31 protein-coding genes are annotated in these 23978 nt (G+C 64.0%); 5 read left to right on the plus strand and 26 right to left on the minus strand.

Going from position 1 to position 23978, the window contains the following annotated elements; genetic code table 11:
* Positions 1-11: 11 nt before the first annotated feature.
* The 20 genes from fliR to ACWPWO_RS06820 form a co-directional block, all read right to left on the minus strand.
* Positions 12-797, minus strand: a complete 786-nt coding sequence (gene fliR / locus ACWPWO_RS06725) for a flagellar biosynthetic protein FliR (RefSeq protein WP_394065168.1) — start codon at positions 795-797, stop codon at positions 12-14.
* Between the two features lie 135 nt (positions 798-932).
* Positions 933-1202, minus strand: a complete 270-nt coding sequence (fliQ, locus tag ACWPWO_RS06730; RefSeq protein WP_454005389.1) for a flagellar biosynthesis protein FliQ — start codon at positions 1200-1202, stop codon at positions 933-935.
* Between the two features lie 11 nt (positions 1203-1213).
* Complete coding sequence (gene fliP, locus ACWPWO_RS06735) at positions 1214-1939, minus strand: flagellar type III secretion system pore protein FliP (protein ID WP_454006293.1); 726 nt, start codon at positions 1937-1939, stop codon at positions 1214-1216.
* Between the two features lie 48 nt (positions 1940-1987).
* The gene (gene fliO, locus ACWPWO_RS06740; RefSeq protein ID WP_454005391.1) at positions 1988-2287 is read right to left on the minus strand and encodes a flagellar biosynthetic protein FliO; all 300 of its coding nucleotides are present in this window, start codon (positions 2285-2287) and stop codon (positions 1988-1990) included.
* Positions 2287-2784: a flagellar motor switch protein FliN gene (gene fliN / locus ACWPWO_RS06745; RefSeq protein ID WP_454005393.1), complete on the minus strand. Its 498-nt coding sequence runs from the start codon at positions 2782-2784 to the stop codon at positions 2287-2289. The genes fliO and fliN overlap by 1 nt, the downstream gene beginning before the upstream one ends.
* On the minus strand, positions 2781-3788 hold the full coding sequence (gene fliM, locus ACWPWO_RS06750; protein WP_454005395.1) for a flagellar motor switch protein FliM: 1008 nt from the start codon (positions 3786-3788) through the stop codon (positions 2781-2783). Before fliM ends, fliN begins: the two co-directional genes overlap by 4 nt.
* Positions 3788-4303: a flagellar basal body-associated FliL family protein gene (locus tag ACWPWO_RS06755; protein ID WP_454005397.1), complete on the minus strand. Its 516-nt coding sequence runs from the start codon at positions 4301-4303 to the stop codon at positions 3788-3790. Before ACWPWO_RS06755 ends, fliM begins: the two co-directional genes overlap by 1 nt.
* A 176-nt stretch (positions 4304-4479) precedes the next feature.
* Complete coding sequence (locus tag ACWPWO_RS06760; RefSeq protein ID WP_454005399.1) at positions 4480-5760, minus strand: flagellar hook-length control protein FliK; 1281 nt, start codon at positions 5758-5760, stop codon at positions 4480-4482.
* A 13-nt stretch (positions 5761-5773) separates the two neighbouring features.
* Positions 5774-6223 (minus strand): flagellar export protein FliJ, encoded by a 450-nt coding sequence (fliJ, locus tag ACWPWO_RS06765; protein ID WP_454005401.1) that lies wholly within the window; start codon positions 6221-6223, stop codon positions 5774-5776.
* Positions 6224-6225: 2 nt separating this feature from the next.
* Entirely contained in the window at positions 6226-7677 is a 1452-nt protein-coding gene (fliI, locus tag ACWPWO_RS06770) for a flagellar protein export ATPase FliI (RefSeq protein ID WP_394065177.1), read from the minus strand.
* A gap of 5 nt (positions 7678-7682) precedes the next feature.
* Positions 7683-8417, minus strand: a complete 735-nt coding sequence (gene fliH, locus ACWPWO_RS06775) for a flagellar assembly protein FliH (RefSeq protein ID WP_454005404.1) — start codon at positions 8415-8417, stop codon at positions 7683-7685.
* Positions 8410-9420 carry a flagellar motor switch protein FliG gene (fliG, locus tag ACWPWO_RS06780; RefSeq protein ID WP_394065179.1) on the minus strand — a complete coding sequence of 337 codons (1011 nt, stop codon included), beginning with the start codon at positions 9418-9420 and terminating at the stop codon, positions 8410-8412. Before fliG ends, fliH begins: the two co-directional genes overlap by 8 nt.
* Positions 9407-11125, minus strand: a complete 1719-nt coding sequence (gene fliF / locus ACWPWO_RS06785) for a flagellar basal-body MS-ring/collar protein FliF (protein ID WP_454005405.1) — start codon at positions 11123-11125, stop codon at positions 9407-9409. The genes fliG and fliF overlap by 14 nt, the downstream gene beginning before the upstream one ends.
* A gap of 116 nt (positions 11126-11241) precedes the next feature.
* Positions 11242-11577: a flagellar hook-basal body complex protein FliE gene (gene fliE / locus ACWPWO_RS06790; RefSeq protein ID WP_454005407.1), complete on the minus strand. Its 336-nt coding sequence runs from the start codon at positions 11575-11577 to the stop codon at positions 11242-11244.
* Positions 11578-11719: 142 nt separating this feature from the next.
* Positions 11720-12040 (minus strand): EscU/YscU/HrcU family type III secretion system export apparatus switch protein, encoded by a 321-nt coding sequence (locus ACWPWO_RS06795; RefSeq protein WP_454005409.1) that lies wholly within the window; start codon positions 12038-12040, stop codon positions 11720-11722.
* Positions 12030-13271 (minus strand): flagellar hook-length control protein FliK, encoded by a 1242-nt coding sequence (gene fliK / locus ACWPWO_RS06800; protein WP_454005411.1) that lies wholly within the window; start codon positions 13269-13271, stop codon positions 12030-12032. The genes ACWPWO_RS06795 and fliK overlap by 11 nt, the downstream gene beginning before the upstream one ends.
* Positions 13268-13603: a flagellar protein FliT gene (locus ACWPWO_RS06805; protein WP_394065184.1), complete on the minus strand. Its 336-nt coding sequence runs from the start codon at positions 13601-13603 to the stop codon at positions 13268-13270. Before ACWPWO_RS06805 ends, fliK begins: the two co-directional genes overlap by 4 nt.
* A gap of 72 nt (positions 13604-13675) precedes the next feature.
* Positions 13676-14107, minus strand: coding sequence for a flagellar export chaperone FliS (gene fliS, locus ACWPWO_RS06810; RefSeq protein WP_454005413.1), 432 nt, complete (start codon positions 14105-14107; stop codon positions 13676-13678).
* A 6-nt stretch (positions 14108-14113) separates the two neighbouring features.
* Positions 14114-15535: a flagellar filament capping protein FliD gene (fliD, locus tag ACWPWO_RS06815; protein ID WP_454005415.1), complete on the minus strand. Its 1422-nt coding sequence runs from the start codon at positions 15533-15535 to the stop codon at positions 14114-14116.
* A gap of 88 nt (positions 15536-15623) precedes the next feature.
* Positions 15624-16025 (minus strand): flagellar protein FlaG, encoded by a 402-nt coding sequence (locus ACWPWO_RS06820; RefSeq protein WP_454005417.1) that lies wholly within the window; start codon positions 16023-16025, stop codon positions 15624-15626.
* A gap of 236 nt (positions 16026-16261) precedes the next feature.
* Between ACWPWO_RS06820 and ACWPWO_RS06825 the strand changes: the two genes are divergently transcribed.
* The 5 genes from ACWPWO_RS06825 to ACWPWO_RS06845 all read left to right on the plus strand — a co-directional run bounded on the left by ACWPWO_RS06825 (position 16262) and on the right by ACWPWO_RS06845 (position 20554).
* Entirely contained in the window at positions 16262-17023 is a 762-nt protein-coding gene (locus ACWPWO_RS06825) for an RNA polymerase sigma factor FliA (RefSeq protein ID WP_454005419.1), read from the plus strand.
* Positions 17024-17223: 200 nt separating this feature from the next.
* The gene (locus tag ACWPWO_RS06830; protein WP_454005421.1) at positions 17224-17547 is read left to right on the plus strand and encodes a helix-turn-helix domain-containing protein; all 324 of its coding nucleotides are present in this window, start codon (positions 17224-17226) and stop codon (positions 17545-17547) included.
* 4 nt (positions 17548-17551) lie between these two features.
* Positions 17552-18073, plus strand: a complete 522-nt coding sequence (locus tag ACWPWO_RS06835; protein ID WP_454005423.1) for a hypothetical protein — start codon at positions 17552-17554, stop codon at positions 18071-18073.
* A gap of 7 nt (positions 18074-18080) precedes the next feature.
* On the plus strand, positions 18081-18767 hold the full coding sequence (locus ACWPWO_RS06840) for a type II toxin-antitoxin system HipA family toxin (RefSeq protein ID WP_454005425.1): 687 nt from the start codon (positions 18081-18083) through the stop codon (positions 18765-18767).
* 335 nt (positions 18768-19102) lie between these two features.
* Positions 19103-20554 (plus strand): methyltransferase regulatory domain-containing protein, encoded by a 1452-nt coding sequence (locus tag ACWPWO_RS06845; protein ID WP_454005427.1) that lies wholly within the window; start codon positions 19103-19105, stop codon positions 20552-20554.
* A gap of 3 nt (positions 20555-20557) precedes the next feature.
* On the opposite strand, the gene ACWPWO_RS06850 is transcribed toward ACWPWO_RS06845, so the two are convergent.
* From ACWPWO_RS06850 to ACWPWO_RS06875, 6 genes are all read right to left on the minus strand, one after another.
* Positions 20558-21265, minus strand: a complete 708-nt coding sequence (locus ACWPWO_RS06850) for an aspartate/glutamate racemase family protein (RefSeq protein ID WP_454005429.1) — start codon at positions 21263-21265, stop codon at positions 20558-20560.
* Positions 21262-22533 carry an NAD(P)/FAD-dependent oxidoreductase gene (locus ACWPWO_RS06855; RefSeq protein WP_454005430.1) on the minus strand — a complete coding sequence of 424 codons (1272 nt, stop codon included), beginning with the start codon at positions 22531-22533 and terminating at the stop codon, positions 21262-21264. The genes ACWPWO_RS06850 and ACWPWO_RS06855 overlap by 4 nt, the downstream gene beginning before the upstream one ends.
* A 2-nt stretch (positions 22534-22535) precedes the next feature.
* On the minus strand, positions 22536-22928 hold the full coding sequence (locus tag ACWPWO_RS06860) for a RidA family protein (protein ID WP_454005432.1): 393 nt from the start codon (positions 22926-22928) through the stop codon (positions 22536-22538).
* A gap of 82 nt (positions 22929-23010) precedes the next feature.
* Positions 23011-23328 carry a tripartite tricarboxylate transporter substrate-binding protein gene (locus ACWPWO_RS06865; protein WP_454005434.1) on the minus strand — a complete coding sequence of 106 codons (318 nt, stop codon included), beginning with the start codon at positions 23326-23328 and terminating at the stop codon, positions 23011-23013.
* On the minus strand, positions 23325-23843 hold the full coding sequence (locus ACWPWO_RS06870; RefSeq protein WP_454006295.1) for a tripartite tricarboxylate transporter substrate-binding protein: 519 nt from the start codon (positions 23841-23843) through the stop codon (positions 23325-23327). Before ACWPWO_RS06870 ends, ACWPWO_RS06865 begins: the two co-directional genes overlap by 4 nt.
* Entirely contained in the window at positions 23816-23956 is a 141-nt protein-coding gene (locus ACWPWO_RS06875; protein WP_454005436.1) for a hypothetical protein, read from the minus strand. The genes ACWPWO_RS06870 and ACWPWO_RS06875 overlap by 28 nt, the downstream gene beginning before the upstream one ends.
* Positions 23957-23978 lie beyond the last annotated feature (22 nt).

A 23978-nucleotide genomic window follows, 5' to 3' on the forward strand; every position in this document is an offset into this window, starting at 1 on the left:
GGGGACAGGCTCTAGCCGCCTGCCAGGCCCAGGGCGACGCGCATCATGGCTTCGTAGCCGCTATTGAAGAGCTGGGCCAGGAATGGCGTGGTCTGGGGAATGACTACCGTCAGCAGCACCAGTCCTATGGTCAACGTGATGGGAAAGCCCACCGCGAAAATGGTCAGTTGCTGGGCGGTACGGTTCAGGATGCCGAAGGCCAGGTTGATGGACAGCAGCACGATGATCAAGGGCAGGGCCAGCAGCATGCCGGCGATGAACAGTTCGCTGCTCCAGTCCAGCAGCACGCCCCAGCCGCCCACATCCAGGCCCAGGCCAATGGGCAGTACCTGAAAGGTGCGTGCCAGCACACCCAGCACCAGCAGGTGGCCGTTCAGGGCCAGGAACATCAGCACGGCCACCACATTGAGCAGGCGCGACAGCACGGCGGTGTTTGAGCCGGTGGCAGGATCGAAGAAAGATGCGAAAGACAGGCCCATCTGCAGGCCGATGAATTCGCCGGCGGCCTGTACCGCGGCGAATATGATGCGCATGGTCAGCCCCAGGGCCAGGCCGATCAGCACCTGCTGCGCAGCGATCAGCAGCGCCGTCCAGGACGCCGTGGGCACGGCGGGCAGCTCGGGAAGGGAAGGGGCGACGACCAGCGTCAGCAGCACGCCCAGCCCGACCTTGGCGCGCTTGGGAATGGCGGATTCGCTGAAGAAGGGCAGGGCGGCCAGGGTGGCCAGGATGCGCACGAAGGGCCACAGAAAGGCGTTCAGCCAGGCATAGAGCTGTTCCGCGGTAACCTGGAGCATGTGCCGACCTTCAGAGCCTGGTCAATGTCTTTTCATGGTGCCGGTCGCTCAGGCCGGAGCATGAGCGGCGCCCCGCGCCTGGATGGACGCGGCAGTAGGATGGGCGGGCGCTATGAAAAGGCATTGAACAGGTTCTCAGTTCACCAGGCCGGGAATGCCGCGCAGCAGGTTCTGCATGTAGTCCACCATGGTGCTGATCAGCCAGGGGCCCAGCAGCACGACGGTGATCCCCATGGCGAGCAGCTTGGGGATGAAGGACAGGGTCATCTCGTTGATCTGGGTCGCGGCCTGGAAGATGCTGATGCCCAGGCCCACCACCAGCACGACGATGAGCATGGGACCGGCCATGGTCAGCGCCAGCTTGAGCGCGGTGTAGGTCATGGACATGACGGCTTCGGGAGTCATGGCAGTCCTTTTTACTGGTAGAAGCTGCGCGCCAGCGAACCCAGCAGCAGGTGCCAGCCGTCAGCCAGCACGAACAGCATGAGCTTGAAGGGCAGCGAAATGGTGACGGGCGGCACCATCATCATGCCCAGCGACATCAGCACGCTGGCGATGACCAGGTCGATAGTCAGGAAGGGGATGGAGACAGTGAAGCCTATCTGGAAGGCGGTCTTGAGTTCGCTGGTGACGAAGGCCGGGACCAGCACCCGCAAGGGCACGTCCTGCGGGCTCTGCAGTTCTCCCACGTCGGCCATGTCGCCGAACAGTTTCAGGTCCGCCTCGCGGGTCTGGTGCAGCATGAAGGTCTTGAGGGGCTGCGCACCGCGTTCCAGCGCGGTCTCGAAGGAAATGCTGTTTTCCGACAGCGGCTTGTAGGCCTGTTCGTAGACTTCGTCGAAGACCGGCGACATGGTGAAGAAAGTCAGGAACAGGGCCAGGCCCACCAGCACCATGTTGGGCGGCGCCGTACCGGTGCCCATGGCGTTGCGCAGCAGGCCCAGCACGATGATGATGCGGGTGAAGCCGGTCATCATGAGCAGCGCCGCCGGCAGGAACGACATCATGGTCAGCATGGCCAGCGTCTGGATGCTGAGCGACCAGGTCTGTGATCCGTTGGGGCCGGGCGTGGAGGTCAGGGCGGGCACCGCCTGCGCCCAGCTGTCAAGCGGCGCGAGCAGCACGAGCAGCGCCAGCAGCATGAACAGCCGGCGGAACAGCGGAAAGAAGGAGGATGCGGTCATGGTGCCTCAGGACGAGCGCGCTTGATCCAGGTGGGAGCGGAAGTCGTCGTCATCGCGCGGGGCGGCGCCGGCGTGCAGCAGACTGATCTGCTGGGGTGTGACGCCGATGAGGATCTCGCGGTCGTCGACCTGGACCAGTGCCAGGGGGGCCCGCGCGCCCAGGCGCTGGCTGTCCAGGATGCGGATGCGCCGCGTCTGGCTCTGGCGCAGCAGCCCGCCGCGGCGGGCCGCCCAGGCCGCCGCCAGAATCATCCCCACCACCACGATCAGGCTGAGCAGGACTCTGACGAGTTGGCCCTGATCCATCAGCGTCGTCCGTTCAGGCGCTGGATGCGGTCGGACGGGGTGATGATGTCGGTCACGCGGATGCCGTACTTTTCGTCCACGACCACCACTTCGCCCTGGGCGATCAGGTAGCCGTTGACGTAGATGTCCAGCGGTTCGCCCGCCAGGCCGTCCAGCTCAACGACCGAGCCCTGGCCCAGTTGCAGGATGTTCTTGATGGTCAGGCGCGTGCGGCCCAGTTCGACGGACAACTGGACGGGGATGTCCATGATCATGTCGATGTCGCTGCCGCCGCCTTCGCTGCTCTGGTGGATGGGCTGGAACAGCGTGCTGGCGGCCGGCGTCGGCTCGGGCGTGGCGGCGGCCGTCTGCTCGGCGAGCGCGGACGCCCAGTCGTCGTCCATGGACTGTCCCAGGCCCTGGGCCTGATTGGTCTGGCCGGCCTGCTGCTCGGCCATGGCGGCGGCCCAGTCGTCCTCGGGAGCAGACCGGTCGTTGGGGTTGAGAGGGTGGGTCATAGGGACTTACCTTTAGTCAGGTCGGTGGCGTTGGTGGCCAGTATGTTCTGCACGCGCAGGGCGTAGCGGCCGTTGGACGTGCCGTAGCGGCATTCCAGAACGGGCACGCCGTCCACGTGGGCTTCGATGATGTCCGGGATGTCGATGGGCAGCACATCGTTGACCTTGAGTTGCGTGAGCTGGGAGATGGTCATGTCTATGCTCACGAAATCGGCGATCAGTTCCACCTGGGCGCTGCGCACCTGGCGCGAGAGCTGGTGCGTCCAGCGCTGGTCGATGGCGTTGGAGCCCGTGTCCTGCAGGGGCCGGGTCAGGATGTCGCGCACCGGCTCGATCATGGAGTAGGGCAGGCAGATGTTCAGGTTGCCGCCCTGCGCGCCGAATTCGATGTTGAAGGAGGTCACCACCACGATGTCGTTGCTGCTGCTGATGCTGGCGAACTTGGTGTGCATCTCCGAGCGCATGTACTCCGCTTCCAGCGGGTAGATGGATTCCCAGGCGCCGCAGTAGCTCTCCAGCGTCAGGGTCAGCAGGCGCTGGATGATGCGCTGTTCGGTGGTGGTGAAGTCCCGGCCTTCGACGCGGGTGTTGTAGCGGCCATGGCCGCCGAACAGGCTGTCGATGATCAGGAAGACCAGGTTGGGGTCGAAGGTGAACAGGGACACGCCGCGCAGGGGCTTGAGCGAGATCATGTTCAGGTTGCTGGGCACCGGCAGGTTGCGCTCGAAATCCGAGTATTTCTGGATGCGGATCGAACCCACGGTGATGTCGGCGTTGCGGCGCATGAAGCTGAGCATGGTCGAGCGCAGCCGGCGGGCGAAGCGTTCGTTGATCAGCTCGAGCGTCTGCATGCGGTGCCGCACCACCCGGTCGGGCGAGGTCAGGTCATAGGCCCGTACGCCCGAGGTGTTCTCGCTCAGCGGCTTGGTGTCAGCGCCTTCGCCGGTGACACCGGCCAGCAGTGCATCGACTTCGTCTTGGGATAGGAAGCTCTGATACGACATTATTGGATGACAAAGGCGGTGAACAGGACATCGTTGATGCGCGGCTGGGCCGGATTCGGAGGATACTGCTCCTTCAACCCGGCAGTGAGCTGCTGGACCAGGGCTTGGCGGCCCTCCGGCGTCTGGATGTGGGAAGGCTGCTGTTCGGCCAGAATCTTGAGCACGCGGTCCCGCATCATGGGCATGTATTCGAGCAGCATGGCGCGCGAGCCGTCGTCCTGCACGCGCAGCGTGATGCCTACGTACAGGATGCGCGAGCGCCCGTTTTCGCTCAGGGTGACGGTGAATGGATCGAGCGGCGCAAAAATGGGCTTAGCGGCGATGGGCGCTGGCGCGCCATCGGCTTCGCCGGCGGCGGCGGGATTGCCTTTTTCCGACCACTGCAGCCAGGTGGGCGGGCTGTCCTGCTGCCAGGAATAGTACAGGGTGGCGCCCACGCTGGCGGCGACAATAAACAGAACCAACAGACCGGTCTTGATCAGGCGTGCGAGTTTGGTGGATGCTTTTCGGGCCATGTGAGTGTGAGCGGTGGGTAACTAGCGTAATACGGTAGGACAAGCGTGCATGCGGCCTGGGCCGGCACGCTTCCCAAGGGTATTGTGCCCGAGGCGCAAGGCTGCGGGCGCGGCGAATAGACGCTGCTTTTCAAGCTTGATCATGCTTTTTGCCGTGGAGACCGTCGGGCTGGTGGTCAGGCGAAGGTGTCCACCAGCGCGTTGGCATCCAGCAGGCGGGCGGGCGGGGCGGCCGGCGCAGCGGCTGCGTCGGCTTCGGCATGGCCGTCCAGGCTGAATGCCGATCCGCTGGAAGCTTGGTGGCGGGCCGCCAACTGCTCCTGGAACTGCTGATGCGAGGCGTGCTGGTCGCCCACGTCGGCCTGCCCCAGAGTCAGGCCGCCGTCGGCGAACTGCTGCTGCAATTGTTGCAGAGACTGTTCAATGGTGTGGCGTACCTGGGCATGAGGGGAGGTGATCATGGCGTGGGCCACGCCGTCCTGGATATGCAGCGTGATGCGCAGAGGCCCCAGTTCTGGAGGATCCAGGCGAATGTCGGCGCTCTGGATCTGCCCTTGGGACTGCTGGGCCAGGGCGATGAACTGTCGACCCAGGGCGGCGCTCCAATCGGGCGACTGCAGCGGGGTTGTGATGCTTGCCTGAACGACAGGAGCCGTGCTTGCGGGTATTGGTGCCGGGGCCGCGGGTATGCCCAGCGGCTGGGCTGCGATGCGTGGCGCTGCAGCCTGTTCGTTCGGCGCCGGAGGCGCTTCGGCGTTCACGCGTGGTTCCGGAGCTGTGGAGAGGACCGTGACGGCCTGCGATGTGGGCTCGGATCTGGCGCCGGCGCGCGGCGCGGCGTTCTGGGAGTGAACAGCGGAGGCGGGCGCCAGGCGCTGGCTGCGCGCGGCGTTTGACACGGCGGCCGTCAGGCCGGCATCGACGGTAGGGGGCAGGGCTGAACGCAGCGGGGCATCCTGGCCGGGCGTTGGAGAGGTCGCGTCGGGGGATGAAACAGTTGCCGAGTCGGCGTCGAGAGCGGCGGCCAGGGTCAGGCCAGGCAGCCTGCGGACGTCCGTCGGTTCTTCAGCCTGGGCGGCGGGCAAGGACGTTTCGCTGCGAGCGGCGCCTTGGCGCAAGGCCTGGATTTCGGACAGGATGGACAGCGCCAGGGCGGGCAGGCCGCTTTGCGCGGCGTCATCGGCGGCGTCCACGTCCGCCTCATCCGTGGGCAGCAAGGCGGTCGGGTCCTGGTCTGTGATCAGAAGGGGCAGGGCGGCATCGGTCTCGGCCGCCTGTGCGTCGGCGGGAATATCGCCGTTCGTCGGGCGCGCGCCGCCCTGGACTTGCTGCTGTTGCGCCTGCAGGTGCACGGCGAAGGCGCCGTCGCCCGGTTGCGCGGCAGCGCCGGTGTTGACGGCGGCGTCCTTGCCGGCGGGGCCGGCCGAAGGGATAACCAGGAGGGTGGGCGAGGTCATGTGCGGCGCTTGTTCAATAGGCTGACTGGCTGCGGAGGAACAGGCGCGCGGCGATCTCGTCGCTGGCGCGCTGCTCCATCCGGAGTTGTTTGCGTTGCTGTTCCTGCTGGCGACGGTCGATCAGGGTTTCGTAGGCGTTCAGGCGCCGCTGGCGCGCATGCCACTCCTGGCGTCCTTGCTCGATCTTGTCTTCCAGCGTCAGGATGATCTTATTTTGCTGGGAAATCGCCTCGTCCAATGTGGCGATAAAGCGGCGGAAATTGTGGTAGTTCGCCATGGACAGTCCGGTCCGGCCGGCGTCCAGCAGGCGCTGGGCGTAGTCCTGCCGGTAACCTTGCAGCATGTCCAGCTGGCTGTTGGCCGCATCGCGCTGGCCGGTCAGCTCCTGGAGCTGGCGGCCGGCCTCATCGACCTGGCCTTGGGTCAGGTCGACCAGCGTATGCAGGGAGGCATTGGCTTTCATGGTCATTGTCCGTGGTTCAGTACGGCATTCAGTTCGTCAAAGGCGCGCGCCACATCCACACGCTGCTGCATGCCCTGCTTGAGGTAGGCCTCCAGCCAGGGGTAGCGTTCGATGGCTTCGTCGATGCGCGGATCGTTGCCCCGGGTGTAGGCTCCCACGGCGATCAGGTCGCGGTTGCGCTGGTAGCTGGAGAGCAGTCCCTTGAAGCGGTGCACCTGGCTGTATTGCTCAGGCTGGACGATGGCCGACATCACGCGCGAGATGGATGCCTCGATGTCGATGGCCGGATAGTGGCCGGTCTCGGCCAGGCTGCGCGACAGTACGATGTGTCCGTCCAGGATGGCGCGGGCGGAGTCGGCGATGGGGTCCTGCTGGTCGTCGCCTTCGGTCAGCACGGTATAGAAGGCCGTGATGGAACCGCTGCGACCCTGCGCGTCGGGTTCGCCGTTGCCGGCGCGCTCGACCAGCGCCGGCAGCTTGGCGAACACCGAGGGCGGATATCCCTTGGTTGCAGGGGGTTCGCCGATGGCCAGGGCGATCTCGCGCTGCGCCATGGCGTAGCGGGTCAGCGAATCCATGATCAGGAGCACGTTCTTGCCCTGGTCGCGGAAGAACTCGGCCAGGCGGGTCGCGTAGACGGCGCCCTGCAGGCGCAGCAGCGGCGAGACGTCCGCCGGAGCCGCCACCACGACGGAGCGCTGCAGTCCGTCCTGTCCCAGGTTGTGCTCGATGAATTCCTTGACTTCGCGGCCCCGTTCGCCGATCAGGCCCACGACGATGATGTCGGCCTGGGTGTAGCGCGCCATCATGCCCAGCAGCACGCTCTTGCCCACCCCCGAGCCGGCGAACAGGCCCATGCGTTGTCCGCGCCCGACGGTCAGCAGGCCGTTGATGGCGCGCACGCCCACGTCCAGCACCGTGTCGATGGGGCTGCGGTTCAAGGGATTGGGCGGCGTGTGGTTCAGCGATACCGAGGCTTCGGCCTCGACCGGACCCAGGCCGTCCAGAGGGCGTCCGTTGCCATCCACGACCCGGCCCAGCAGGCCCATGCCGACGGGCACGTGGCGCGAGCGGGCCTGCGCGGGCAGGCTGTCGGGCTGGTCGGAGCAGGGCAGGGGAACGGGCGGCTGCACGTCCGGCTCCACGGGAACCACGCGCGCTCCCGGAGGCAGGCCGGAGATATCGCTGAGCGGCATCAGGTACAGCGAATTGCCCTGGAAGCCCACCACCTCGGCTTCCGCCCAGATGCCCTGGGCGGCCGACAGCTCGATCCTGCAGGCGGCGCCCACCGCCAGTTTCAGTCCGGTGGCTTCCAGCACCAGCCCGGTGGCGCGCACCACGCGGCCGCTGCGCAGACTGGGTTCGATGGCCTGCACGCGCTGCTGGGCCGAGAGCAACTGGGCCCGCCAGCGATCGGAGGCATCGGCATAGGGACAATAGGCGCGATGCGGCATGGTGCTCAGGATTCCTGGTCGGGTTGCAGGCCCAGGGCGGCCAGGGCGCGTCGCCAGCGTGTCGTCAGTGTCGCGTCTATATCGCCGTAGGCCGAGCGCACGATGCAGTCGCCGCGTTGCAGCTTGGCGTCCGCCTGCAGGCGCCAGGGACGCAATTCGGCTTCGCTGCTCAGGTATTCGCGCACCAGGGCCACATCTTCCGGATGCAGGGACAGCACCAGCAGACTGGTGTCGCCTGGGTCGGCGCGCAGTACGTCGGCCACCAGATCCCGGATGCGTTCGGGTTGGGCGTCCAGGGTGCTGCGCAGCACGTGTTCGGCAATGCGCGTGGCCAGGCTGATCAGCGCCTGGCCGATCTCCTGGTCCAGAGTTTCTATGGATTGGCTGCATGCGCGATTCAGGGCCATGAAGGCCTGGGCGTGCTGCTCGATCTGTTCCTGGGCCTTGGCCATGCCGGCCGCCACGCCGGCTTCATAGCCCTCGGCGTGGCCGCTTTCCCGTCCAGCCGCCTCGCCGGCGGCGCGGCCTTGCTCATAGACGGCCTGATAGCCTTCCTGGTGGCCTCGTTCCTGGGCCTGCGCCCGCTGATCCTCCAGTTGCCGCTGCAGTTCTTCGTCAGTGGGCGGAACGAACTCGGGCTCCGCCGGGACGGCCGGCTCCTCGGGTTCGTCCAGCCCCTGCATCTGCCAGCGGCTCCAGCTCTCCTGAAGCTCGGCGTAGGCAGATGCTTTGTTAGACATATTCGTCCCCGCTCATGCCGCCCAGCGTGATCTGGCCGTTTTCGGCCAGCCGGCGGGCCACCTGCACGATGGCTTTCTGTTCCTGCTCGACCTTGGACATGCGGATCGGGCCCTGCGATTCGATGTCTTCGCGCAGCATCTCGGCGGCGCGGTTGGACATGTTGCGGAAGAACTTGTCGCGCAGCTCTTCGGGCGCGCCCTTCAGGGCGATGGTCAGCGCCGAGGTCTCGATTTCCTTGAGCAGCAGCTGGATGGCGGTGTCCTCGATGTCGGCCAGGTTCTCGAAGACGAACATTTCGTCCACGATGCGCTGGGTCAGGTCCGCGTCCATGCTGCGCAGGCTGGTCAGCACGGATTCCTCGGTGCTGGCGTTCATGTAGTTCAGCATCTCGGCGGCGGTGCGCGGGCCGCCCATCTTGCTGCGCTTGGCGCCCTGGCCCGACAGCATGGAGTTGAGCACTTCGGTCAGTTCGTGCAGGGCGGCCGGCTGCACGCCGCCGAAGGTGGCGATGCGCAGCACCACGTCGTCGCGCAGGCGTTCCGTGAGGTGGCCCAGGATGTCGGCGGCGCGGTCGCGCTCCAGGTGCACCAGGATGGTGGCGATGATCTGGGGGTGCTCGTCGGCGATCAGTTCGGCCACGCTGGAGGCGTCCAGCCAGTTCAGGGCGTCGATGCCGCTGCTGGCGCCTTCGCCCACTTCCAGGATGTCCTCGATGAGGCCGGCGGCGCGATCCGAGCCCAGGGCCTTGGTCAGCACCGAGCGTATGTAGGCGTTGGAGTCCAGGGTGACGGCCATGAACTGGTCGGCTTCCTGGCGAAAGCTTTCCAGGGCCTCGTCCATGTCGGCGCGCGTGAGCTGCTTGAGCGAGGCCATGGCCGAGCTGAGCTGCTGCACTTCGCGTGGCGAGAGGTAGCGGAATACCTCGGCCGCCGCGTCCTCTCCCAGCGACATCATCAGGATGGCGCTGCGTTCAACGGAGTTGTCTGCTTTAGCCGTTTTCATTTTTGTCTTCTTTGGTCAACCAGGAGCGCAGCACCATGGCGACCGCGCGTGGATCGCTGTGGGCCATGGCGCGCGCCGTGTTCAGATTGTCTTCGTAGCGGTTCATCTCGGCGGCGCGCTGTTCGGCGGCCTGTTCGCGCGCCTTGTCTTCCTTCTGGCGCTCGACGCGGGCGTCCGCGTTGGCCTTGGCCTGGATCAAGCCCTGGATGATGGGATTGACGACGATGCGCCAGGCCATGAAGAGGATGAAGGCGAAGACCAGGTATTTGATCATGTCCATGGCGAGCTCGCGGTACTCCGGATTCTTCCAGAAGGGTGGGTCGGTTTCGCCTTGTTCGTTGAACAGGCCGTTGACCACGCTCAAGGTGTCGCCCCGGTCGGCGGAGTAGCCCACCGCCTGCTTGACCAGGTCGCGGATCTTTTCCAGTTCGTCCTGTTCCAGGGGCTGGCTTTCGTCGTCCTTGTTGCGATAGTTGACCACCACGGCCACGGACAGGCGGCTGAGCTGGCCCATTGGTCCCTTGACGTGGCTGATGGTGCGGTCCACTTCGTAATTGATCGTGGCGTCGTTGCGGGCGTTGCCGGCGCTTTGCAGCAGGCGCGCCTGCTCGGCGAGCGAGCCCAGGGACGGATCGTTGGCGCCGGCATTGGGCGCGTTATTGCCCGCCGCCTGGGCGTTCTGTGCGCCTTGCGCGTTCTGGGCCTGGCCTTCCTGGCCCTGGGGAGGATTGACGATATCGGCGGTGGCATTGGCCGGCGGCTGGTTGCTGAGCGCGCCGGGCACGCCTTGCGCCTGCGTCGGATTGCGCTGCAGCGTGGAGCTGGTCTGCTGGCTGCGCACGGCGGCCTGGCCCGGGGCCTGGTTGGGCTTGTAGACCTCGGATGTCTGTTCGCGGCGCGAGAAGTCCACTTCGGCCGTTACCTGGGCGCGCACATTGCCGGCGCCCACCAGGGGATTGAGCAGCGTCAGGATGCGTTGTACGGCGCGGTACTCGATGTCGTTGACGAAGTTGCGCTGCAGGCTGTCGGCGCCCGATTCGCCCGATGGCGCGGTCAGCAGGCGGCCGTTCTGGTCGATGATGGAGACTTTGTCCGCGGCCAGGTTGGGGACGCTGGAAGAGACCAGCCAGGTAATGGCCGACACCTGGCCTTCGGTCAGGCTGCGCCCGGGATAGAGCGATACCACCACGGAAGCGGTGGGCGACTGGCGGTCGCGCACGAACAGGGTCTCGCGCGGCATGGCCAGGTGCACGCGGGCTTCCTGGACGGAATGCACGGCCTTGATGGAGTTGGCCAGTTCGCCTTCCAGCGCGCGCTGGTAGGTGACCTGTTCATTGAACTGGCTGGCGCCGAAGCGGCTCTGGTCCAGCAATTCGAAACCGGCGTTGCCGCTGCGCGGCAGGCCTTGAGCGGCCAGCTGCATGCGGGCTTCGTGCACGCGCTCCTTGGGAACCAGGATGGCCGTGCCGGCGCCATTGAACTGGTAGGGCACGTTCATCTGGCCCAGGGCGGAGACGATGGCGCCGCCGTCGCGGTCGTCCAGATTGGAGAACAGGACCTGGTAGTCGGGGCTGCGGCTCCACATCAGGAGCCCGGCGACCAGGGCGACCAGGGCGGCGCCCAAGCCGATCAGCGCGACCTTGGGCAGCGAACGGATTGCGTTGTAGCCAGGAATTCTGCTCAGCATTTCTGCTGTCTGACTCATGGGTGACCTCGGTGAGGCAGATGCGGGGTTCTGCATGGAATCAGTGGAGTTCAAATCAGGGCGGGCTCAGGCTGGCGGTGGGAGGAAGGGCGTATGCCGCGAGTGGGATGGCAGCCTTAGACAGGCATGCTGGCGATTTCCTGGTAGGCGGCGACCAGCCGGTTGCGCACCTGGACAGTGGCCTGGAAGGCGATGCTGGCTTTCTGCAGGTCTATCATGACGTCGTTCAGGGAGACGCCCGGCTCGCCCAGTTCGAAGGCCTGCGCCTGTGCATTGGCAGCATTCTGGGCCTGCGACACCCGGCTGAGCGAGCGGGCCAGTTCGGCGGCGAAGCCGCCTGTCGCGGAGGCGACCGCCGGCGAGGAGGCCGAGGCGGGAGCGCCGGCGGCCTGGGCCACGGCGCGCATCTGGGCCAGAACGTTTTCAATGCTGGAGAGATTGGAAATCGACATATTCGCTTGCCACAAAGTCACGATGGGCTGCGCACGCAGGTGCGGGCAGCTTGCCTTGCTTAATGTAACGTTTTGAGCTCGACGGTAAGCAGGGTATCTATCGCCAAAAACAGGGGCTTTTCTTCCCTTATGAACGGCACGGTCAGGGTTGGCCGTTTTCTTTCAGCGCCTGCAAGGCCGAGGCGGCCTGGGGATGGCCTTGCTCCAGTGCGTACAGCCAGGCCAGCAGTTCGGCGACGGCCTGGTACAGCTGGGGCGGCACATGGCGGTCCAGGTCGACCTGCATGAGCAGGCCCACCAGCTCGGGGGACTCGTGGACGTACAGGCCGTGTTCGCGCGCGGTGCGCAGGATGTTCTCGGCCAGAGTGCCGTAGCCTTTGGCGACGACCCGCGGCGCGCCGTCCTGGGGATCGTAGCGCAGCGCGACGGCCTGCTGGCGGTTGGAGGAGGCGTCAGTCGACATGGTGGGGCTCGTCCGGTTCAGGCGTTTCGGCCTCGATGTGCAACTGGCTCAGGTGCAGGCCTTGTTCGTGCAGCCGCTCGCGCAGCGCCAGGCTGTGCTCGTCCAGATAGGAAGCGGATTGCTGCGCCTGGATGTTGACCAGCAGTTGCTGGTCCAGCAGATTGAGCCGCAGCGTGACCGGGCCCAGGGTGGGCAGATCCAGGTGCAGGGTGCTGGACCAGTGTTCGGGTTCTTCGTCCGGCCCGGCCTCGTGGCGCTGGATGGTCCAGTCCATGTCGGCCTGCGGCCAGGCCTGCCCTTGCCACTGTATGGCCTGGTTGGCCAGCACGTCCAATTGCTGGCGCACCAGCAGGGCCTGCGACTGATCGGCCTGCTGGGCGGCGTGGCCGGAAGGGCCTGCGGACGGCGCGGGGGAGGCCGGGTCGGCGGCCGGACGCGGGGCGAGGTTCTGGGGTTCCTGCTGCAGTTCGGCTGCGCTGCGCTGTCCGAAATGCAGGTCGGACAGATGGGATTCATAGAACAGGCCGCTATGCTGCAGCGCCTGGGGCAGGGCTTGCGCGAAGTGGCGCGCCAGCGTGGCTGCCGGGCCTGCGTCGCCGGCCTGGGCCGTGGACGCCTGTGCGGCCGGTGCGGCCGGTGCGCCGGGGCCCGCTGCGCCCGGCGCTGGTCCGCCGGTCGCAGGCAGGGGCAGGCGTTGCTGCGCCAGCGTCTGCACGAGGGAGCCGCCGGTTTGGGCCGGAGCCTGGTCGGCGCGAGCGTTGCCGGCCGAGTCCGTGGCCGGGCGTTGCGGAGAAGACGTTTGCGGATCGGGATCGGCGGGCAGCAGGGCCTGTCGCCCCTGGACGGCGGGAGCGCGGTCGGGGAAGCGCTCCAACAGAGCCAGGATGAACTGGGCGGTGCGCCCCAGCGTGGTGGGAGCCGAAGGCGTGCTGGAGGTATTGGTCCCGCTGTCCAGCAGCTTGGGATCGACCGGCATGCGGCCGCCGTGAGTGCGCAGAGGCGTCGATGCCTGGCGCTGCGATTCGGCCCGCACGTGATCGACGCTTTGGCGCGGGTCGCGGCCCGTGGTGTTTTCCGGGCGCTCCGCGCGCGTGCTGCCCGGGGTCTGGCTGACGGCGTCCGGACGGGCGCCGCTGGCGATATTGCTTTGCTGGGAGGTGCCTATTCCCAGCACGGCGTCCAGCCGCTGGATCAGCAGCGTCCCCAGAGGGGATGGGCCGCCTATGCTCATGAATGGACGCCGGGGCTGTAGTAGGCCTGCAGGACGGTCTGTTGGCGTTTCATGTTGCCCAGCAGCGCGCCCAGACGGGCGAGTTCAGGCATGGCCAGGTGGCGGATCTCGGCGTCGTCCTCCAGAATCTGGGTCAGCAATTGGCGCCGCGCCTGCTTGTCGGTGGCAGACAAATCTTCCATGTTCTTGAGCTGCTCGACGGCTTGCCGATAGTGTTCGGACTGCTCGAGCACATCGTCCCAGCGCGCCGTACGGGCGAGTTCCAGCATGTGGCGGGTAATGCCGGCGATGGTTTCGTATTGATCGACGATCAGGCTTGGGGTATCGCTCATGTTCGTACCAGGCGCTTGGGGCGCAAAAGAGATTGAGGGTGCAGAGGTGCTGCCGTTCTGCCGGCCCCAGGCTCAGGCCGGGGCCTGGGTGCGTTGAGCGTCGACGCTGGAGGTCCAGGCGTCGGCGATATCCACCAACATGCGTTCGGCCAGAGTCAGCTTGTCCTGGTCGTTGCGTAGATTGGCCAGCATCAGGTTATGAAGGATGATGTCATAAGTTGCGACCAGATTGCGCGCCAGTTCGCCGCCTTTTTCCTGGTCCACGGCCATCTTGAGGCCGGAGTCCACGATATCCAAGGCCTTGGAGATGGCCTGCCCCCGTCCTGCGATATTGCCGTTTTCCATGTGCAGCCGCGCTTGCATGATTGCCGCGCGGGCGCCGTTGAAAAGCAGGGTGATCAAGTGTTCCGGGCTGGCGCTGAGGACCTGGGTCTCCAGGCCCACCTGGGCATAGGCCTTGGCCGATTGCTGACCGAAACGACGGGAGGGGGCGGGATAGCTCATGGGTGTTTACTTGTTGCTGTTCATGTTGCCCAACATGGATAGTTGCTGGGTCAGGTAGCTGCTGATGCCTTGCATCTGGTTGACCATCTTGTCCAGCTGGACGAACTGCTTGCGGTAGGCTTCGATCTTGTTGTCGATGCGCTCGGCGGTGGCAAGAGCCTGTTTTTCCAGAGTTTTGCCGATCTTGTCGGCGCCTTCGGTGGCATTGTCGATGAAGCCGTCTTTCTTGACGTATTCATCGGCGGCTTTGTAGATGCGGTTGCCAATGGCTTCGTCGCCCACGAACAGGCGCTGGACGTCGGCCATATTATCTTTCAGCGCAGCGGCCAGTTTCTTGTCGTCCACCAGCAGATCCCCTGTTTTCGGATCGGCGGTGATGCCGATCGAGGACAGCGTGCGCAGGTCACCTTCGCTGGAGGCAAAGCTCAAAGCCGTGCGCAGGTTGGATTGGGCGCGACGGGGAATCGAGTCGCCGGTCAAGGGCGAACCTTTATTGTTTTCGATATCGTACGAGGTCAGTGACCGTATGGTGCTGTTCAGCGTATTGTAGGCGCTGACGAAATCCTTGAGAGCCTTGGTGGGAATGCTGTCGTCGCGCGTGACGTCCAGCTTGACGGGGTCGGCGCTGACTTTGCTGAGCGTGATTTCCAGGCCTTCGACGGTATCTTTCAGGGTATTGCTCTGGCTGGTGATTTCAATACCGTTGATTTTGGCTTTGGCATTCTCGGCTTTGGTCAGGACCGACATGCCGCGCGCCGGCGGAGTCGGATCACCTTCATTGGCCGGCGGGGTTTGGACGGCCGGAAAACCCAGCAGGTCCTGCAGGCCGCTGTTTCCTTCCACGGCTATGCTTTTTACGGCCGCCTGTCCGCCGGTGTCGGCAGCGGTAAGCACCAATTGATACGGATGATCTTTGTCGCCGTTATTGATAATGGTCGCCGTAACGCCCAATTTGGGGTCGGCGTTGATGGCTTTCATGACGCCTTGCAGGGATGTGTCCTTGCCGGTCAGGTCTAGCGTGTGTTCTTTGCCATTTTCCAATGTGACGGTAATCTTGCCGCCCACGCCCAGCGGGCTGTCGCGGGTGTCCAGGCGATTCGTGCTCAGCGACTGCTTGGCCGCCAGCTTTTCCACTACGATAGTGTATTGTCCGGGAGTGGCTTTGTTGCTGCCCGTGGCGGTAATGACGCCGTCTCCGCCCGCATTGACTTTGACGGCGCCGTACAGGGTTTCGTCATTTAGCGCCTTGCCGGCGGTTTGCAAGGCTGTGATCGTGCTTTTCAACTTCCCGTAGGCGGAAATGCGATTGACGTTTTCAACCTGGCGATTTTGGATAACGGTCAGCGATGCGTTCTCGGCTTTACGCAAGCTCTCGAGAAGCTCGTCCAGCTTCAGGCCGGAGCCGATGCCAATCGAAGAAATAGCCATGTCAAATACTCCTGTAATGTCCTATTTTGTCGCGGTTTTGTCGCGCGCAAAGCCCATGTCTATGGGATGTTTCAATGCTTGTTTGGTTTTATGCCTTGACGCTGACGGCATTGCCTTGCAGTTGCACGATCATTTTGGCGATCTGTATGACGGCGTCCGAGGGGACCGTGCGCAACACTTCGCCGGTGCTGTTGTCCACGATGGACACGACCAGGCGCTGGGCTTCGTCGTCCATGTCGAAGCGGATGCCGGTGGACCAGGCCTGCAGGGAGCTGTTTATCTGCTCCAGGGTGTCTTCCAGCGTGTTGACCATGCCGGGCGCGGGTTCGCGCCGCTCGGGCCAGCGCTGCTGAAGCTGCGTGTCGGTACCGCTTTCCTGGACGGGTGTGACGGTGGTGGCCGCCGAAGGCTGGATTGCGCCGGGATTCTGGTCCACCGGAGGTGAAAGGGGCGCCAAGGCCGTCGTCTGAGATGAAACTGAATGGATCATGACATCACTCCTGAAGGGGCTTGGTGACAGGCCCCCGCAATCGAGTTGAGCTTGGCGCCTGTGCCTGTAACGTTACGATTACGGCATGGCTTGAGGCTTCTTTAGGCGTTTTTTTCCCTGTCCGCAGCCATAAAGGGCGAACAAGATGGCGAAAGACTGCTTGATTTGCAGACTGTGGGCGGAACGGGGCAGGCACAATAAGCCAGTCTAGTCATTTCCGGATTCTGTGCCAGCCCATGCCTCGTTCTGAAGACGCCTTGGTCGAGCAGTATGCCCCTCTGGTGCGCCGCCAGGCCCTCCAGCTGGTGTCGCGCCTGCCTTCCAGCGTGGAACTGGACGACCTGATGCAGGCGGGCATGATGGGCTTGCTGGTCGCGGTGCGGCGCTATCAGGTGGTGGCCGAGGCCCAGTTCGAGACCTACGCGGTCACACGCATCCGTGGCGCCATGCTGGACGAGCTGCGCAGCCAGGACTGGCTGCCGCGCAGCGTGCGCACCAAGGCGCGGCAGATCGAGTTCGCCGTCACTTCCCTGCGGCAGAAGCTGCTGCGCGAACCGTCCGAAGCCGAAATCGCCCAGTCCCTGTCCCTGTCGCTGGACGACTACTACGAATTGCTGGACGAGGCCGCCGGCGTGCAGGTGATCCACTACGAGGACCTGACCCGGCATGCCGACAACGGCGCCGATGCCCTGGAGTTCCTGGAGGACGGCACCCGGGATCAGGCCTATTTCGACAATCCCCTGAATCTGCTCACCTCCCAGGGTCTGCGCCAGGCGCTCATCAGCGCCATCGACCAGCTTCCCGAGCGCGAGAAGCTTCTCCTGTCCCTGCAGTTCGAGCAGGACCTGAATCAAAAAGAAATCGCCCTGGTCATGGGCGTGACCGAGGGCCGGGTGTCTCAGTTGCGCAGCCAGGCCGTGGCCCGCATCCGCGCCGCGCTGGCCAAGGATCAGTGGGACGCCATATCCGACAGCGCGGAGTTTCAGGTCTTGCTGTAGCAGCGGGCCGCGTCCTATAGGAACAGCAGAACCGGACAAGACTTTTTTTCTAGGCCGGCTCTCGTGTGATCCTTTATAGAAGATGCTTTAACCCTGTTAATGCGATATCTATAATTTAATTTAAACAACGAAAAGAACAGGTTTTTCTTCATAAATATCGTGTTATAGTTAATAAAACGATATCTATAAATTTTGTGCGTATGCCAAAAAAATCTCGTTCTCCGTCGCTGACCCCCACCTTGGTGCAGGAACGGTTGCTGATGTGGGGCCGCAGCATTCGCAGCCAGCGTGTCGCCCGTCAGATCCGGGCGGCGGATCTTTGCGCCCGCATTGGTATTTCCGACGCCACCTTGCGCCGCGTCGAACGCGGCGATCCCGGCGCCAGCGCGGCGGTTTATCTATCGGCCTTGATGGCTTTGGGACTGCTGGATGTAGTGGCGCCGGCGCTGGAGCCTGTCTTTTGGCAGCAGCCCGCCACGGCGCGCGCGCGGCCATCTTCCTTCGACGAAGATGACGACTTCTAAGCCCTTGTACATCTATTTGCAAAGGCCCGATAACGGCGAGTGGGTGACGGTCGGGCGTTACAAGCTCGATGGCGGACAGGGGCGTTTTCTATACGCTCCCAGTTATCTTCAGGCGGGTCTGCCATGGTCGATCGATCCCGTCAACCTGCCCCTGGTGGCCGACACCGATTATGCCGCCATGCGGTATGGGGGCCTGCATGATGTCTTGCGTGACATCTCTCCCGATTCATGGGGAAAAATGCTGCTGCAACGCGAGCACCACTTACCGGACGATGCACACGACAGCATATATCTGCGCCTGGCTCGCAACGCGCAGCGTTGGGGAGCCTTGGCGATCGGCACATCCAAAAGGCCGGATGTGGCTGGTCTGGCCAGCCCCGGCCTGCCGCAGCTTGCGGCGCTGGCTCAGGAGTTATTGGCTTTGTTCGAGCGCAGGCCCGTCGTGGATGTGCGTGTGCGTCGCTTCCTGATGGCTACGCCCAGCATGGGGGGCGCGCCCCAAAGGTACCGTCAAAGACCGGGATGATTATTGGTTGGTCAAGCCGGCCTTGCCTTCGGATACGGTTGATATACCGCTGTTGGAGCATGTGGCCCAGCAATGGGCCAGTCTGGCCGGCCTGCATTTTGCCCGGACCGAGCATGAGCAAGTGGGGGATGGCTTGAGCGTTCTGCGCAGTCTGCGTTTTGACCGTCATGGCGCGCAGCGTCATATGACGCTCAGCGGCGCCACGCTGCTGCGCACAGAATACCCAGGCCGGCTGAAGCCTCAGCAATGGAGCTATCCGCGCCTGGCGGAAGAATTGTTGCAGCTTGGCGCGCCGCTTGAGGATGGCCGGGAGCTGTTCGGTCGAATGGTATTCAATGCACTGGTTGGCAATGACGATGATCACCCCAGGAATCATGCCGCGGTGTACAGCCATCGGGAGGGCCGCTGGCGTCTGGCGCCGGCATTCGACGTCGTACCCAACCCGGACCAGACACCGGATCGATTGTGCATGCAATTGTCCATGGGACGTTTCGATATTTCCCGTGAAGCCGTGCTGGCCGACGCACTGCGTTTCGGCTTTCAAAGTTCAAGCCAGGCTGATGATTTCTTGATTGCATTGGTAGATCGGGTCGAAGATGGTTTTGATGCGGTGGCTGTTCGCTTGGGTAGCGAGATCAAGGACTTTTTGGCGCAACGCATCGTGTTTAACCGGGGGCGCTTGCTGGGACCGTAGCCGGCAAGGCCTTCTTGCGGCGAAGACGGTGTTCCAAGACAGCGGCAGACTCATGCCAAAGCGTCATGCCTGCCGCCAGCTCAGCCTGGTAGAGCCGCCTGTCCGGCAAAGCCCAGCCTTTTCCCGGGCTTGATCAGGGGTTTGGGGAAGGAGCGTCCATATTATCCTGATGGTTTTGCATGATGCCGGAGCCTGATGTGGATGCCCTTGTCGATTTTGACCAGAAAATAGCCGAACACTACAACAGACAGCCGTACACTTCGAACCCGTTTCCTTACACGGCGCCGGCTCATCTGCGGGCTGCCGCTCATTTGTATGGCGTGGAGACGATGCCTTTGCAGCATGCAAAGGTCCTGGAGCTCGGCTGCGCCGCCGGCGGCAATCTGGTCCCTTTTGCCGCCCAGCATCCGCAAGCGCTGGCGGTGGGGGTGGACCTGTCGCCGGTGCAGATCGAGCAAGGCCGGGCGCTGGTCAAGCACATGGGTCTGGAGAACGTGCAGCTTCATGCCATGAGCATCAGCGACATAAGCGCCGAGTTCGGGCAGTTCGATTACATCATCGTGCACGGCGTGTTCAGCTGGGTCCCTCCCGAGGTGCGCCAGGACATTCTGCGCGTCTGCCGGGAGAACCTGTCGCCAAAGGGCCTGGCCTACATCAGTTACAACACCTATCCCGGCTGGAAGGCGGGCGAGATCGTACGCGACGCCATGCTGCTGCACAGCCATTTCGCGGACGAAGAGCAAAAAGTGGACAGCGCCAAGGCCATGCTGACCTTGCTGTCCGACGGCTTGGCGGCCAGCAATCCCTTGCGTCCTTCTTTGCTGGGGGCCGTGCAGCAGTTGCTTACGCATTCCGACTATTACATTGCCCACGAGTATCTGGAAACGTTCAACAGCCCCTGCTATTTTGTGGAGTTCGCGGATGCAGCCCAGCAAGCCGGCCTGGTCCATGTGGGCGACTCCGAGCCGCGTCTGGAATGCAGTCAGGTGTTCGGCCGGAACGTCCAACTGAATCACAGCCTGATCGCCCTGGGGCAGAACCGCCTGCTGCGCCAGCAATACCTGGACTTTGCGGTGGGGCGCAATTTCCGCAAGAGCATGCTGGTGCACGCGGATCGGGAAGGCGAAATCTTGTCCAGCCCGGATCTGAGTCGGCTGTCGGACCTGCGATTTGCCGGATATTTCGAGTCGGCCAAAAAGAACGACGATGCGCCTGAGCACGTGCGCGCCTACAAGAATACCCGAGGCGAGCTGCTGCATATCGATGGAGCAGGACTGCAAGCCGCCTTGGATATCTTGCACCAGGCTTGGCCGCAGGCTGTCAGCGGTCAGGACCTTGCGAGGCGCCTGATGCAAGTCGCTGAAGTGCAGACGGCCGAAAAAGCGCAGGCAGCCATGGAGGCATTGTTCAACTTTGGTCGCTACACCATGGAGTTGGACGATGAAACTTCCCAACCTTGGATGCAGCAGGGCTTGCTGGCGGGCTTTGCACCCTTGCTGGAGTGGCGGCGCCAGGTTCACGAAGGCATAGGCCAATACAATCGTTGGCATGGCGGCGCCAACATCAAGCTGACGGAGGCGGAGTATTTTGTACTGCAGCACATGGCCAAAGGCCTGGCCAGCGACGCCGAAATCCGTCGCAATCTGTGCGATGCCTGGACGGCGGGGCGCATTCCCGGCAACGACGGCGCCAGTTTGAAGGGCCAGCGCAACCTGGATCCCAAAGCCGCCAAAGTGATGGCGGATTTGAAGCAGCTGCTGGTGCGCCAGGGTTTGATGCAGGCCTGATTTTCAAAGTCCGGTCGCACCCACCACCATGCGCGCCAGACTGCTCAGGTCGAAGACCGGCAAGCCGGTGCGGGCCTGCAAGGCGGCGGCAAAATGCGACAGGTCCGTGCATTCCAGCACCAAGGCGCCCACATGCGGGTGCTGGGCCAGCAGGGCGTCGATGACTTGATTCAGCTCGGCGGAGAATTGCTCCATGTCCAGCTCGTTGCGCTGGGCGGACAGGATAACCTCGCGAAACTGCGCTTGATCCTGCATCCCTGCAATGACGATAGGCTCGTCCGTGATGCCGACCCCCTCCAGATGGGCCCTTGTCAGCGCATGCTGGTCGGCGACCACAAGCCCCACGGGCCGGCCGGCGCCCAGCATGCGGGACACCAGAGGCACCTGGATCAGGCTGGACATGAAGACCGGGATGGATACGGCTGCGGCGATTTCTTTTTGATACAGGGCCAGGAACCCGCAACTGCCGGTAATGGCCTTGACGCCTTCCTGCTCCAGCTCCCGGGCCGCATCCAGGAACGGAACAAGCAGGGCGGGGTCCCGTTCTTTGATCAGGCGAGCGACGGTGGCGCCTTTGACGGTCTTGTACAGGATGGGAAAGTCGAAGCTGGCTGCATGCTTGATGTGATTGGACGGTTTGGGAAAATGCGAGTCCAGCGAAATCACGCCCAGGGGGATGCCGTAGTAGTTGTATCCGCCGTTCAGAATCATGGCATGGTCCTTGTTGCAGAGAAAGAGGTGAATCGGGCAGGAGAGTAGGGCGCGATTTCGGGCAGTTCGGCGCCTGCGCGCAAGCTTTCGCTGATCAGGCGGCCCGTGACCGAGGACAGGGTCAGGCCCAGATGGCCGTGTCCGAATGCCACCCAGATGCGGTCCTGCCCGGGCAGGCGTCCGATCACCGGCAGCGAATCCGGCGTGGATGGCCGGCTGCCTACCCACGTCGAGAGCACGGGCGGCAAATGTCCGAGCATGGCCTTGGCGGTTTGCTGCATCAGAGCCTGTCGTGCGCTACTGGCCGGCGCGGTTTCCGACGCGAACTCCGCTGTACCGGCGACACGTATGCCGTCTTGCATCGGTGTCAGGAAAATGGCTTTGTCCAGCCAGACCACGGGGCGCTGCAAGGAAATGCCCGTGGCATCCAGCATCAGGTGATAGCCGCGTTCGCTGGCCAGCGGAATGCGCGCGCCCAAGGGGGCCGCCATGGCGGCGCTGGCCACGCCGCTGCAGATGACGATATGGTCAAAGCGCAGGTTGCGGCCGCTCGCGCTCAGCGTGCAGGATTGCGGGCCGGGTGACAAACGGCCTACGTCGGCCTGGATGAACCTGCCCCCGTTCCGGGTGAAGTGGTTTGCGTAGCGTTGGCTTAAAGCCAGCGGGTTGATGGTGAAGCGGGTGTTCGGGTAATAGGCGCCGCCTGCATGAAAGTCTCCCAACGCCGGTTCCATCTCGGCCACTTCCTGACGATCGAGCATGGCAATGGCTGTGCCCAGTTCGGCTCGCAGCTTCAGGTGGCCTTCCCGGGCTTGCCGCACGCCGTCTTCAGTCGAGCACAAGGCCAGTGCGCCGTTGGCTTTCACCAGGTCGTTCGCCTGGGCCGCGTCGAGCAGGACGGCGTCGTCCCGCGGCGCGGTGCGCTGCAGTTGCGTCATGGCCCGGCACCCGGCCAGAAACTGTTCCGGCCGGCAGGCTCGCACAAAGCGCAGACCGAATGGCAGCAGTCTGGGAAGGTAACTGGCCTGGATCGACAGCGGGCTCCGGCGATCCAGGAGCTGGCCGGGCAACTGCTTGAGCTGCGCCATGCTGGCAAAGGGAACCCGTCCATAGTCGGCGAAGACTCCGGCATTACCGGAAGAGGTGCCTTCACCGGGCTCCTGGCGGTCGAGCAGAGTCACCCGGCAACCCGAACGCTGCAGCCACAGCGCAGTGGCCAAGCCCACGATGCCTGCGCCGACGACGCCTACATGCAGGGTGTTGGCCATGCTTATGCCCCGGCGCCAGAAGCAGGCCCCCGCATCTGTGCGGGAGCGGCGCGCCATGCGGTCACCTGCATTTCGACTTTGAGTGTCGGCCTGGCCAGGGCGGCCTGGACACAGGCGCGCGCCGGCGGATTGGCCCGATCGACCCAGGCGTCCCAGATACTGTTCATGCGCTGGAAGTCCTGGATATCGGCCAGCCAGATCGTCACCGCCAGCAGCTGCGACTTGCTGCTGTGCACTTGCGCCAACAGGGACTCGATCTGCGCCAGGATCTGCCGCGTCTGTCCTTCGATATCCTGGGCGGGGTCTTGCGCGACCTGGCCCGCCAGGTAGACGGTGGGGCCGCAGGCAACGATCTGGCTCATGCGTTGATTGGAGTGGTAGCGTTCAATATTCATGGTTCAAGGCGTAAAAAGGCACCCCCGGCCTGATGACAGGCCGGTTCTTGTGCGGTGGGCGAGGCTGCTGGGCTTACAGGACTTACCGTTTCATTTTTGCGGCGGCCTCTTTCATCAGCTCATAGGTTTCGCGCGTTTCCCGGATCCACGCCTCGCCGCTGCGAAAGTCCACGTTGGCGCCCATATTGGCGTAGGCCGCCTGGACATCGGGCTTGGCCATGGCTTTGGCGCTGGCGGCGATCAAAGTATCGATGACCTCCTTGGGAGTGCCTTTGGGCGCATAGATGCCAGACCAGCCTTCGAAGGAGCCTTTGATCCCGAAGTCGGCAAAAGTGGGTACGCCCGGATATTCATCCATGGCCTGGTTCAGGACAAGCAGGCGCGCGCGCCCGGATTTCACGTGGGGGCCGAAGGCCGGGGGAAGGAAACCGCTGAATCGATATGGCCGCCGATCAGGTCCACCATGGACTCCGCCGTGGTGTTGCCGTGCACGTATTTCACGGTATAGCCGGCCTGGTCGGCCACGATGCTGGCCAGTACGGTGCCCGAGGAGGCGGCGCCCCAGGACCCTTGGGTCAAGGTGCCGGACTTGGCGGCGGCGATGAATTCCCGGAAGGTCTTGTAGGGGCTGTCGACGGGCACCAGAATGCCGAAGGGCACGGATGAGAGCTTGACCACGGGTTCGAAGCTGTCGATGTCATAGGGAGTCTTGCTGAAGTTGGGGGTGACTTGCACATTGCTCAGACCGGCATTCACCAGGGTGTAGCCGTCTTTCTTGCTGTTGGCCACGAAGGTGGTGCCGATGACGCCGCCGCCGCCGGCCTTGTTGATCACCACCACCGGCTTGCCCAGCTCATGCTCCATGGCGTCGGCCCACAGCCGCGTGGTCAGATCCGAGTCGCCGCCCGCCCCCAGGGCACGATGACATTGATGGGCTTGACGGGGTAGTCCGCGGCAGCGGCGGATGCCGTGAACAGCGTGGCGACGGCTGTGCTCAAGGCCAGTATGGAAATGCGCAGGTGTTTCATATCGTTGTCTCCGAGGGTTTGA

Source organism: Alcaligenes sp. Marseille-Q7550 (assembly GCF_965112015.1).